This window comes from Nocardia sp. NBC_00565 (genome assembly GCF_036345915.1).
Classification (GTDB): domain Bacteria; phylum Actinomycetota; class Actinomycetes; order Mycobacteriales; family Mycobacteriaceae; genus Nocardia.
This window is the reverse complement of the sequence record NZ_CP107785.1, coordinates 9,634,101-9,646,472: the sequence shown is the minus strand read 5'-3', so window position 1 is coordinate 9,646,472 and position 12,372 is coordinate 9,634,101. Positions and strand designations below refer to the sequence as shown.

The 12,372-nt window shown below is 67.5% G+C and carries 11 protein-coding genes; 3 read left to right on the top strand and 8 right to left on the bottom strand.

Annotated elements, in window-relative coordinates; all coding sequences use genetic code 11:
* The first annotated feature begins 222 nt into the window (after positions 1-222).
* Positions 223-669: a hypothetical protein gene (locus OG874_RS44280; RefSeq protein ID WP_330252983.1), complete on the top strand. Its 447-nt coding sequence runs from the start codon at positions 223-225 to the stop codon at positions 667-669.
* A gap of 39 nt (positions 670-708) precedes the next feature.
* Here the strand turns inward: OG874_RS44280 and OG874_RS44275 are convergent, their stop codons facing one another.
* From OG874_RS44275 to OG874_RS44255, 5 genes are all read right to left on the bottom strand, one after another.
* Positions 709-2,745: an ArnT family glycosyltransferase gene (locus tag OG874_RS44275; RefSeq protein WP_330252982.1), complete on the bottom strand. Its 2,037-nt coding sequence runs from the start codon at positions 2,743-2,745 to the stop codon at positions 709-711.
* Positions 2,746-3,072: 327 nt separating this feature from the next.
* Positions 3,073-4,011, bottom strand: coding sequence for a UTP--glucose-1-phosphate uridylyltransferase (locus tag OG874_RS44270; RefSeq protein ID WP_330252981.1), 939 nt, complete (start codon positions 4,009-4,011; stop codon positions 3,073-3,075).
* 26 nt (positions 4,012-4,037) lie between these two features.
* On the bottom strand, positions 4,038-6,032 hold the full coding sequence (locus OG874_RS44265; RefSeq protein WP_442943242.1) for a glycosyltransferase family 39 protein: 1,995 nt from the start codon (positions 6,030-6,032) through the stop codon (positions 4,038-4,040).
* A 63-nt stretch (positions 6,033-6,095) separates the two neighbouring features.
* The gene (locus tag OG874_RS44260) at positions 6,096-7,616 is read right to left on the bottom strand and encodes a sensor histidine kinase (protein WP_330252980.1); all 1,521 of its coding nucleotides are present in this window, start codon (positions 7,614-7,616) and stop codon (positions 6,096-6,098) included.
* Positions 7,594-8,298 carry a response regulator transcription factor gene (locus OG874_RS44255; protein ID WP_330257672.1) on the bottom strand — a complete coding sequence of 235 codons (705 nt, stop codon included), beginning with the start codon at positions 8,296-8,298 and terminating at the stop codon, positions 7,594-7,596. Before OG874_RS44255 ends, OG874_RS44260 begins: the two co-directional genes overlap by 23 nt.
* Before the next feature lie 227 nt (positions 8,299-8,525).
* Between OG874_RS44255 and OG874_RS44250 the strand changes: the two genes are divergently transcribed.
* Positions 8,526-9,161, top strand: a complete 636-nt coding sequence (locus OG874_RS44250; RefSeq protein WP_330252979.1) for a hypothetical protein — start codon at positions 8,526-8,528, stop codon at positions 9,159-9,161.
* Between the two features lie 63 nt (positions 9,162-9,224).
* Here the strand turns inward: OG874_RS44250 and OG874_RS44245 are convergent, their stop codons facing one another.
* Entirely contained in the window at positions 9,225-9,428 is a 204-nt protein-coding gene (locus tag OG874_RS44245) for a cold-shock protein (protein ID WP_327099590.1), read from the bottom strand.
* A 135-nt stretch (positions 9,429-9,563) separates the two neighbouring features.
* Positions 9,564-10,157: an Rv1733c family protein gene (locus OG874_RS44240; protein WP_330252978.1), complete on the bottom strand. Its 594-nt coding sequence runs from the start codon at positions 10,155-10,157 to the stop codon at positions 9,564-9,566.
* A gap of 238 nt (positions 10,158-10,395) precedes the next feature.
* On the opposite strand from OG874_RS44240, the gene OG874_RS44235 reads away from it, so the two are divergent.
* On the top strand, positions 10,396-11,064 hold the full coding sequence (locus OG874_RS44235) for a L,D-transpeptidase family protein (protein WP_330252977.1): 669 nt from the start codon (positions 10,396-10,398) through the stop codon (positions 11,062-11,064).
* On the opposite strand, the gene ectB is transcribed toward OG874_RS44235, so the two are convergent.
* Positions 11,065-12,321, bottom strand: a complete 1,257-nt coding sequence (ectB, locus tag OG874_RS44230) for a diaminobutyrate--2-oxoglutarate transaminase (RefSeq protein ID WP_330252976.1) — start codon at positions 12,319-12,321, stop codon at positions 11,065-11,067.
* Positions 12,322-12,372 lie beyond the last annotated feature (51 nt).

The window sequence follows — 12,372 nt, the reverse complement described above, 5'->3', positions numbered from 1 at the left end:
TCGATCGAACGTTCCCATCGTCGATCGAGTGGGGCCCTCGAGGAACCGTTGCGCTCGAGCCGATTCTGTTGCTCGATTCACACACCTGACCGCGAGAACCCGCGCACGCCCATATCGCCGCGCTCACCCACCACCTGCTCTACGCCGACGCGGTCGCCATCTCCGACCCCATCCCTGAGTATTCGACGAACGCTGTTTCGAACTCGGCGCCCCCACGCGGAGGTGTTCGCGTACCGACGCCACCGCCTTGCCGAACTCACGCATTTCCTCGTCCACCTCGCCCCGGCTGTCGAGACCGGCATCCTGGCCTTCATCGACGCGCCCGGCTATCAAGTCAGCTACACCGCGCGGGATCTACAGAAACTCGCTCAGCGGCGGGATATTCGCAAAGTCGTCGACGAGCTCGACCCGGCCGGCGAAGAACTGTTCCGGCAAGCCGGCGACCAACGTCTCGGACTGCCGCCCGGAACGATGCCGGCGCTCGCCCCGGAGTCCTACGCCAGTATCGCGCTCAACGGCATCCTGGCCGGCCTCGGCGTCGGCGACGCCGAGCAGGCCGCACTTCACTCGCCCGCCACCACGCCGTATTCCGCGAACTCTGGACACAGCAAGGTGTCAGTCGATGGCCAGTCGGGCGCTCAGCGCGCCCGACCCACGGCCCTCGACTGACACCTGGTCCGCAGTCAGCGGAAGGTCCCCGTGCTCAGCTCAGGAGGTCGGCTGGGTGAGGTCGTAGACCGTGCTCCCGCCGACGGTGGTGGCGGTGTAGTGGGCTTGGACCCATGCGGTGATCTCGCTCGAGCTGCTGGCATCGCCGCCTCGGCCACCACCCATGCCGCCGCCGGAGATGAAGTAGGTGATGTCTCCGTTGGCGACGTACTGCTGGAACTGGGCCAGCGTCGGTGAATTGTCGCTGCCAGTGAATCCGCCGATCGCCATGACCGAGGTGGCGGTGGCGAGTTCGAGGCTGCCGGCCGATTGCGAGCCCACCGTCGCCGCGGCCCAACGGGTGTCGGTCTTCTTCAGCATTTCTTGCAACTCCGTGTTGTTGGAACTCGCGTTGCCCGGACCGCCGCCCGCACCGCTCGGATCCGCCGCGGCTTGATCCTCCGTACCGGACGCCGTTGTCGGCGCGTCTGTGGCGCCGTTCGCCGGTCGAGCGGAAGCGCCTGCCTCCGTGGACATTCCGCCCGGCGCGTTGCCTCCGCCGCCGGGTCCGCCGCCGAATCCGCGACCGGTATTCGGGCCGGAGGTAGGGATGGAGCCGCTGTGCGCCGTCGCGGCGGTCTCGATCGTGTACGCGGTGGTTCCCGCCAGCCCGAACAGCAGACCGGCGATGACCACGACGGCGGTGAACTTACGCAGTTGGTGCGCGCCGACGATCATGATCGCGGCGATCACGATCGAGCCGACCAGGATGATCCAGCGCAGCGCCGGATACCAGTCGGGTGTGCGGTCGAGCAGGATGTAGTTCCAGACTCCGGTGGTCGCGGAGATGGCGCCGAGGGCGATACGGGCTGTCAGGAATTGGCGGCCGCGCCACAGCTCGGTCACCGAGATCGCCACTACCGCGGCGATGGCGGGCGCGAGCGCCACCGTGTAGTACGGGTGCATGGTGCCCTGCATGTAGCTGAACACGACACCGGTCACGAGCAGCCAACCGCCCCAGAGCAATAGCGCCGCGCGGGTGCGTCCGGTGCGCGGGGTACGGCGGGTGAACCACAGTCCCGCGACCAGACCGATCAGCGCCGCGGGCAGCAGCCAGGAGATTTCGGTGCCCATCGAGTCACCGAACATGCGGGTGATTCCAGTGCTGCCGCCGAAACCGGTGTTGCCACCGCCACCGCCACCGCCGCCACCGCCGTTGCCCTCACCGCCGAGGACGCGGCCGAGACCGTTGTAGCCCAGGGCGAGGTCGAGCAGACTGTTATCGGTCGATCCGCCGATGTACGGCCGGGAGTCCGTCGGCCACAAGCTGACCAGGGCGACGAACCAGCCACCCGAGATCACCATGGCCACGAATGCGCCGAGCAGCTTGACGATTCGACGCCAGAACCCGATCGGCGCGGCGACCAGGAACACCAGACCGAGCGCGGGCAGCACCAGGAACGCCTGCATCATCTTGGTGAGAAAGCCGAAACCCACTGCCACACCGGCCAATGCGAGCCAGCGTCCACTGCCGTGTTCGGTCGCACGGACCGTGCAATATGCCGCCACGATGAGCAACAGCACCAGCAACGCGTCCGGATTGTTGAACTTGAACATCAGTGCCGCGACAGGAGTCAGCGCCAGCACCGCACCGGCCAGCAGACCGGCCGCCGGACCGCTCCAGCGCCGCACCGCACCGTGCACCAGGCCGACCGAGGCGACTCCCATCAGCGCCTGGGGCAACAGCATCGAGAACGAACTGAACCCGAGGAGCCTGCCGGACAGGCCCATCACCCACAGCGATGCCGGTGGCTTGTCGACCGTGATGGCGTTGCCCGCGTCCAGCGAGCCGAACAGCAGCGCCTTCCAGCTCTGTGTGCCCGCCTGCACGGCGGCGGCGTAGAAGTCGTTGGCCCAGCCGGATTTGCTCAGTCCCCACAGGTAGAGCACGGCGGTGGCGATCAGCAGCGTCCACAGTCCGGGTCGGGCCCAGCGTGGCTGATCCGGTGGGCCGAACAGCAATCGGGTCGCTCGCGCCGGCTTCTCCGGCTCGGCACGGTGGGTGGTGCGCCGCGGCGGCGCTTCGGTGATCGTCATATCGAATCCTCTGTCGGCTATCGATTCAATGGGTGGGACGGTGCCGACCGGCGCGTTCGTCGGATGCGGTACCGCGCGAACCCTCGCTTGCTCCTCGGGTCGCGGTAGTCATGTCCAATGTTGGGACTGCGGCGTGGGCCGACTCTTTGTCCAAGCTATGCACCGCCTGTGAACCCGCGCCGCTCTCACACGCACAGTTCGAGCGGTCGGTAACCCACTCTCTGGATCAACCAGGCCGCCGTCATCAGGCCGGCCAGGACCGGCGGGACACGGCTGTACTCGAGCCGTTCCCGTGGCTGGGAGCGTGGCGGCCCTTCCGCGGGCTGGTCACGCGGCTCCGGCCTGCCTGGTTCGGTCCACGCCGAGCCGGTCCAGCAGCCAGTCGCGTAACTCCGCGCTGTACTCCTCCCGCGCCAACGCGAAATCCACTGCGGCACGCAGATATCCGGCCGGATTGCCGATGTCGTGCCGAATGCCGCGGTGCACGACGACGTGCACCGGATGTCCCTCGGCGATGAGCAGGGCGATGGCATCGGTTAGCTGGAGCTCGCCACCCACGCCCGGTTCGATCCGGCGCAGTGCGTCGAAGATCGCGCGATCGAGCAGATAGCGGCCCGCCGCGGCGTAGGTCGAGGGGGCCTGTCCCACCGCCGGTTTCTCGACCATTCCGTTGACCCGCAGCACATTCGGGTCAGCAGCGTCACGTACCGGCTCGACGTCGAAGATGCCGTAGGCGCCGACGTGATCCGCCGGAACGTCGATCGCGCACAGTACGCTGCCGCCCCGCCTACGCCGCACGCGCGCCATCGTGTCCAGCACGCCGCGTGGCAGCACCAGATCGTCTGGCAGCAGAACGGCGACCGAACTCTCGTCCGCGGCGAGCACGCGCTCGGCCTGCAGCACGGCGTGCCCGAGCCCCAGCGGACGTTCCTGGAGCACGGTCCGCACCGCCAGCAGGCCGGGAGCGTTGCGAACCTTCTCCAGCAGCGCCGATTTCCCGCGTTCCGCGAGCGCGTGCTCGAGCTCCCGATCCGTGGCGAAATGCGCTGCGACGCCTTGTTTCCCGGGTGCGGTGACCAGCACCAGCCGATCGGCGCCCGCGGCGGCGGCCTCCTCGGCCACCAACTCGACGCCCGGTGTGTCGACCACCGGCAGCAGTTCCTTCGGCACCGACTTGGTGGCGGGCAGGAAGCGGGTGCCCAAGCCTGCGGCGGGCACCACCGCGGTGCGGAACGGGCGGACGATATCCGTTGTGGCGTAATCCATTTCGTTCTCCCTTGGTTGTGCTCGACTCAGCCGACCGTGCCGCCGCTGAGGTCGTAGACGGTGACGCCGTCGATGGTCTGGGCGGTGAAGTTGGCCGCGACCCAGGCGGCGATTTCGGTCGCGGCCTGGCTGCCGCTGGAGGATCCGCGCATGCCGCCCATGATTTGGGCGCTGATGAAGTAGTGGATCTTGTGCTGCGCCACGTCATCCTGGAATTCGGCCAGAGTGGGGGCCGGATCGGTGCCGTTGAAACCGCCGACGGCCATCACCGGATCCCCGGTGGCCAACTGGTAACCGGCGGCGTTGTTGGATCCGACCGTGGCCGCGACCCAGGTGTAGTCGCCGGCGTTCGCGGTCAGCGCCGCGGTCAGGTTCGCACCCGGCGTCACGCCGCCCAGCAGCCCGCCCATCGGGCCGCGACCACCACCGACGTTCCCGGTGCCGGTGCCGGTGCCGGTGCCGGTGCCACCGTCCGTGCTGCCTGTCGGTGCCCCTGTGCCACCGCCGTCACTGTTGCCGGACGGTGTGCCCGCACTGGGTCGGCCGCCGGGGAACGACCGACCTGCCCCGGCAGGCCCCGCCGACGGGATCGCCCCGCTGTGCGTCGTCGCCGCGGTCGCCAGCGCATACGCGCCCGGCCCCGCCAGCCCCGCGGCCAACGCGAGCGCCAGCACAACGCTCGCGATGGCCTTCGGCAACCTGCCCGCCACCAGCAGCAGTGCCGCCGATCCGACACCGGCCACGGCGATCACCGGGCTCAGCCACGGCAGCCAGTCGCTGGTTCGGGAAAGCAGGACGCACGCCAGCAGAGTCGTCACCACGAGCGCACCGGACAGCACCGCTGTCGCCCGAATGTCGTTGCGGCGCCGCCAGAATAGGGCCGCACCGATGCCGATCGTCGCGGCGATCGCGGGGGCCAGCGCCACCGTGTAATAGGGATGCAGAATTCCATTGGCGAAGCTGAACACCACGCCGGTGACGATCAACCAGCCCAGCCACAGCAACAGCGCCGCCCGGGTGCGGTCGGTGCGCGGGGCCCGCCGCGTGATCCACAGTCCGGCAACGCCGAGAATCAGCGCCGCGGGCAGCAACCAAGCGATCTGGCCGCCCATCTCGGATCCGAACAGCCGCGCCCACCCGACATCGGAGTTCAGGTTGCCGAGACCGCCGGTCTCGTTACCGGTCAACCGGCCGAAACCGTTGTAGCCCAAGGCTAATTCGAGGATGCTGTTGTGCTGCGACCCACCGATGTACGGCCGCGAGGACGCGGGCCACAATGCAACCAGCGCCAGATACCAGCCCGCGGACACCACCATCGCGAGCACCGCGACCACCGACCTGATGATCCGCGTACGCAGCGGCACATGTGCGGCGAGCAGGAACACCACCGCGAATGCGGGCAACACCAGGAACGCCTGCATCATCTTGGCCAGGAAGCCGAACCCGACCGCCACTCCCGCCAAGGGCAACCACCAAGCGCCGCTGTCCTTTTCGATCGCCCGCAGCACGCAGTAGGCGGCGACGGTCAGCAGCAGAACGAGTAGCGAATCGGGATTGTTGAAGCGGAACATCAAAGCCGCCGCCGGTGTCAACGCCAGTACCGCACCGCCCAGGATCCCCGGCCAGTGACCAGCGACCCGCCGCACCGCCGCGTACAGGACCCCGACGGCCGCAACACCTTCCAGCGCCTGCGGCACCAGCATGCTCCACGAATTGAAGCCGAACAGTCGCGCCGAGATATCCATCACCCATAGCGCAGCGGGTGTCTTGTCCACGGTGATCGCATTGGCGGCGTCGCTGGATCCGAAGAGCATCGCCTGCCAACTCTGTGATCCGGCCTGCACGGCCGCGGCGTAGAAGTCGTTGGCCCAGCCGCTCGCACCGAGATCCCACATGTACAGCAACGCGGTGGCGGCCAACAGCAGCACCAGCGACAACCGCTGCCACCGCTGACTCCGTCCGATCGACGGTACCGGCGATGGTGGTGCCGGGGCCCGAACGTCCAGCAAGGTCGTAGTCATACTTCGATCCTGGTGACCCGACGTGGTTGCCACCTTGGGCGTGGCTGTGAGGTCGCTGTGCGCTCAGTCCGCTACGTCACCGGGCAGGCGCACGGTGAATTCGGTATGCCCCGGCGCGCTGTCCACCACGATGTCCCCGCCGTGGGCCTGCACCACCGCGGCGACGATCGCCAGCCCGAGGCCGGTGCTGCCCGCCCGCCGCGAACGCGAGGAGTCGCCCCGGGCGAAGCGCTGGAAGACCTCCGGTTGCAGTGCGGCCGGAATGCCGGGCCCGTCATCGGTCACCCGCCACACCGCACCCCGGTCGCCGTCGAAATCCAACGAGGTGACCACGGTGGTACCGGGCCCGGTGTGGGTGCGCGCGTTGGCCAGCAGATTCGCCAGTACCTGATGCAGCCGGGCCGCGTCGCCGGTGATCACTACCGGCTCATCCGGCAGTTCCAGATCCCACTGCTGCTCGGGACCGGCGATATGCGCGTCACTCACCGCGTCCACCGTCAGCTGGGTCAGATCGACCGGCTCGTGCTCGAGCCCGCGTCCGGAATCCAGTCGCGCCAACAGCAGCATGTCCTCGACCAGCCCGGTCATCCGCCGGGATTCGGAGTCCACTCGGCCCATCGCATTGGCCACATCGGCGGGCACCTCGGCCCGCTTGCGTTGGGCCAGTTCGGCATAGCCGCGGATCGCGGCCAGCGGTGTGCGCAGCTCATGGCTGGCATCGGCGAGAAATTGCCGGACCCGGGTCTCGCTGTCGTGCCGCGCCGACAACGCGCTGGTGATGTGATCGAGCATCCGGTTGACCGCGGAGCCGAGCTGACCGACCTCGGTGCGCGGATCGGCGTCCGCGGCCGGAACCCGAACGGGCAGCGCCACTTCGCCGCGATCCAGTTGCAGATCGGCGACTCGGGTCGCGATGGCCGCAACGCGATCCAGCGGTGCGAGGGCGCGCCGGATCAGCCAGATCCCCACCGTGATCGCGACGATCAGGACGGCCGCGGTGCCGATCACCAGGATCAGCAGCACCCGCATCAAGGTCGCCTCGACCGACGCCAACGGCAAACCGGTGATGACGGTCTTACCCTCCCAGGTCGAGTCCGCGACCACTCGGTAGCGACCTTGGCCGTCGAGATCGACGGTGACCGATTTTCCGGTGGCCACCGCTGCGAGCTGCTGTCGCGCCGTATCCGACAGCGCTGTCTGAGTGCCGTCGGCGCCGATCTTGCCCGCGGTGACGCTGCCCTGGTTGACGAGCGCGCCGACCGTATCGGGTTGAATGCCGCGCCGGTCCAGGAAATCGGGGCCGGGCCCTTGCGACGGCGGCCGCGGCGGCGGAGTTGGTGCCTGTCCACCCGGCGGCGGCCCGAGACTCGGTCCCCCACCGACGTCCGCCAGTGAGCGTCGCTGCATATCGATCAGTTCGGTATCGAGCTGGTGCACCAAGAACTGTTGCAGCGCAAGCTCTGTCGCGGCACCGATACCGACGACCACGATCACGAGTAACAACACCTGGCCGACCAGCAGGCGAGCCCGCAGCGACCAGCGACGCGGCGATCGCAACGCGTCAGCCCGCGGGCTTGAGGACATATCCGGCACCGCGCAGCGTGTGGATCATCGGCGCACGTCCGCCGTCGATCTTCTTGCGCAGATACGAGACGTACAGCTCGACGATATTGGACCGCCCGCCGAAGTCGTAGCTCCAGACCCGATCCAGAATCTGCGTCTTGCTCAAGACCCGCTTGGGGTTGCGCATGAAGTAGCGCAGTAGCTCGAATTCGGTAGCGGTCAACGTGATGAGCTCACCGCTCCGGGTGACCTCGTGGCTGTCCTCATCGAGCACCAGGTCACCGACCACGATCTGGGCGCCACTGTCCTCGGTGGTCACCCCGGTGCGGCGCAATAGCGCCCGCAGCCGCAGCACCACCTCCTCGATGCTGAACGGCTTGGTCACATAGTCGTCGCCGCCCGCGGTCAAGCCGGCGATGCGATCCTCGACCGAGTCCTTCGCCGTCAACAGCAACACCGGCAGGTGCGGTATCTGCTGACGCAATTTGCCGAGCACCTCGAGCCCGGTCATATCCGGCAGCATCACATCGAGCACCACCACGTCCGGGCGCGTCTCGCGCGCCTTGGTGACGGCCGTGCGCCCGTCGCCGGCGGTGGTGACGTCCCAGCCCTCGTACCGCAGCGCCATGGACACCATTTCGGCCAGCACCGGCTCATCGTCGACGACGAGCACGCTGATGGCGCTGCCGTCGGCACGGCGCATGACGGCGCGTTCGGCTGGACTGTTTCCGGTGGTCATCGTGGACATTCTCGCATCATGCCGACCCGTTCTTGGGTGTAGCTGTGCGATGTCTATGTGCCAGCTGTGAGCGCCACGGCACAGTCGATCCTGACCTCGTCCACAGCTCGCTCCTAAGTCGGCGAACCAGGGTTGATCCAACGGCGGCGCGCACAGCCGCCCGGTCAGTACCGCAGAGGAGCATCCGCACAATGACCAACCCCGGCCAGCAACCCCCGTCCGACGGCGAACACGTCTGGGGCGCACCACAGTCCGCGCCCGCGTGGTCGACGAAGAAGACCCTGGCAGCCGTCGGCATCGCCGCTGTGATCGCCGTCGCAGGCGGCGGCGCGATCTACGCCGCCGCGCACCACACCAGTAGCGATCGCGGCTTCGGCGGTCCGGGCGGCGGACCCGGTATGAGCATGAACGGCGCCGCGGGCAGCCGCGGTCAGAACGGATCGACCGGTTCCGGCGCCATGATGTCCGGACCAGCGCTGCACGGCCAGTTCGTCGTCTCCGACGGCAACGGTGGCTACACCACCGAACTGACCCAGACCGGAACCGTGACCGCGATATCCAGCACCTCCGTCACCGCCAAGAGCGCCGACGACTACTCCCACACCTACACCATCACCGCGACGACCACGTCGGCCTCGGTCAAGGTCGGCGACACGGTGAGCATTCGCGGCACCGAGAAGGACGGAACGGCCACGGCGACCGCGATAACCACGGGCACCACCCCCGATGCGGGCCCGCAGGCGAACGGCGGCATGGGCGGACCGGCTATGGGCGGACCGGGTATGGGTCAACCGATGGACGGCCAGCAGCGCCGCCCCAGTTCATAGCTACCCCGGAACACGCGAAAGCCCCGCACCCGGAGGGCGCGGGGCTTTACCTAGCCGCGTCGATCAGATTGCGCGGACGTCCTGGGCCTGCGGGCCCTTCTGTCCTTGTCCGACCTCGAACTCCACGCGCTGTCCTTCTTCAAGGGACTTGAATCCCGAGCCGGATACGGCGGAGTAGTGCACGAAGACGTCAGGGCCGCCACCGTCCTGTGCGATAAAACCGAAGCCCTTTTCGGCGTTGAACCACTTCACACTGCCTTGAGTCATTGCTTTACTTCATTCTTTTCTGTAGATGAGCCAAGCGGATCACGTCGATAAGCCTGATCTCACTGGACAAGCATCCCATGAATCGCGGCAAAAAGCGCAGAGTGTGAGCCAGCCGACCCTCGGCACCCCGAACGGTCACTGACTGCCGTGTCCGGTCGGGTGACTGATCTGCCGCCACTCCCGGTCCCAGCGCGCATGCCGCCGGTGGTCGAGCACCCACCCGGTCGACCACAGGACCGCCGCCGCGCCGACCCAGATCTCGATCAGTACCGTCGCGCCGACTCCGATACCGCGGATGGCGGCGGCACTGGATCGCTGAGGAGCGGCGGTCGGCTGCCCGTCCGGACCGAGCCACAGGGGCACGGCCGCACCCGCTTGCGCCGTATCCGGGACGACGATCGTCGCCCTGCCGGATTTTCCGTCGCGATCCCAGGTGACCGCCGCCTGGTAGTGCTCGGCCGTGGTGCCGTTGCGATCGGCCACCTGCATCCGCACCGGAGTTCCGATGACCGTCGCCGAGACCGCAGTTTTCGTCGCATTCTCGGCCCGGATCTGCTCGGCGGCCGAGCTATAGGCCGCCGTCCCGGACGCCGCGGCCGCGGGTACCCCGAGCAGCAGCACCAATACGACCAGGATCCGAACGAGCCCTTGCACCCGATCCGATACCCGCATCAGCGGACTCGGGTTCCACGGCTGCACCCGCCACATCCGCACCGGCAACGTCGACACCTTTACCACCTCCTACGGCAGAGCCGCCACGGCCTGCTACGGCAGAGCCACCTCGGCGACTCCTTACTTCAGACATTCCCCCGCGTCACCGATTGACACAAGTCCCGATTCATCCGCAGGTCAGCGCCCACTGGATCCCATGAGCCGACCACGCTCTCGCCATCCCTGAGAACAGTTCGAGCGCACAGTAGGGTCGACCTGCCTGGCACTGCCGCCCACACTTTTCCGGAGGTATCAGTTGTCGAAACGGCTGTTGGCGGTCATCGTGCTGCTGGCCGCGGTCAGCGCGTGCACCAGCAATTCGAAGCCCGCTATGCCGCTGCCTTACCGCGGTGACGCGACACAGGTCATTACCGTTGTCGCGGACAAAGCCTCCGCGACAACCGCGACACTGACCGCGTGGCAACACTTTTCGGATGGGTGGCGCGCGGAAATCGGGCCGGTGCGGGCGTTTGTCGGGCGGGATGGGGTCGGGCAGGCCAGTGAAAGCTCCGCGCACACTCCCGCCGGTGTGTGGACGCTCAGCGAGGCCTTTGGGATCGCGCCGGACAACGAGAGCGGACTTCCGTATCGACAGGTGGGCAGCTCGGACTGGTGGGTTTCGGATGTCGACGCGCCGACTTACAACCAGTACGCGCATTGCGAAACGGGCGCTTGCGATTTCGACGAGCAGTCCAGTGAGAACCTCGGGGCGGCCGGTCCGGCGTATGAGCACGCGGTCGTGATCGACTACAACCGCCAACCTGTTGTCGCGGGTGCGGGCTCGGCCTTCTTCCTGCATGTCGAGACGGGGCGACCGACCGCGGGGTGCGTCGCGATCGCGGCGGCCGATCTGCGGACCGTACTGCGGTGGCTGGATCCGAGCGCGCGTCCGGTGATCAATATCGGGATCGCGCACCGCGACTGACTATCCGCAAATGACCTCGATCGCTGCGGCGAGTACGGCGAGACCATGGTCCAGTTCGTCGTCGGTAATGGTCAACGGCGGCAACAGCTTTACCACCTCGTCGGCGGAGCCCGAGGTTTCCATCAGTAGTCCGCGTTCGAAGGCGAGCTGGCATACCTTGCCCGCTCGGGACGCGTCCTCGAAGACCACCCCGTGCACCAGCCCGCGGCCACGGGTCGACACACCGGGAAACACCGCCGCGATTTCGGCAAGGGCGCGCGCCGTGCGTTCGCCTTTGGCCAGCGTCGCGAGTTCCAGTGTGCTGTCGGACCAGTAGTGCTCGAGCGCAACCCGCCCCGTGACGAACGCCGGGTTGTTGCCGCGGAAGGTGCCGTTGTGCTCGCCGGGCGCCCACTGATCGAGTTCGGGCTTGAAAAGCACCAGCGCCATCGGCAATCCGTAGCCGCCGATCGATTTGGACAGCGTCACGATATCGGGAGTGATACCGGCCGATTCGAACGAAAAGAACCCACCGGTCCGTCCGCAACCCATCTGCACATCGTCGACGATCAGCAAAATGCCGCGCGCCGCACATAATTCGGCCAATTGCCGTAGCCATTCCGCGCGCGCGACGTTCACCCCGCCCTCACCCTGCACCGTCTCCACGATCACCGCCGCAGGCTTGTCCAGACCGGAGGAGGGATCGTCCAATGCGCGCCGCATCCAGCGCAGATCGTCGGCCTCGTCGAGGTAGCCGTCATAGGGCATGGGCATCACGTGCACCAGCGGCACCCCGGCGCCGGCACGCTTGGCGGCATTGCCCGTCACCGACAAAGCGCCGAGCGACATCCCGTGAAACGCGTTCGTGAAGTTGAGCACGGTCTGGCGACCGGTGACCTTCCGGGCCAACTTCAACGCGGCTTCAACGGCATTCGCACCGGTCGGCCCCGGAAACTGCACCTTGTAGTCCAGCCCGCGCGGCCCGAAGATCGTGTCGCGCAGGGTCTCCAGCAGCCGCCGCTTGGCCACCGTCGACATGTCCAGACTGTGGATGATCCCATCGCCGGCGATGTAGTCGAGCAACGCCCGCTTGAGAATCGGGTTGCTGTGCCCGTAGTTCAGCGCGCCCGCGCCCGCGAAGAAGTCCAGGTAGTCCTTGCCGTTCTCATCGCGTAGCCAAGCGCCGCTGGCGGTATCGAAGACGGTCGGCCAGCACCGGCAGTACCCGCGCACATTCGATTCGAGTGCCTCGAAAACGGTCATCTGGACGACAGTCATCGACGATCCTTCCTGTCGTGCACGAGCGACTCGGGCCTACTCGGAGCAACG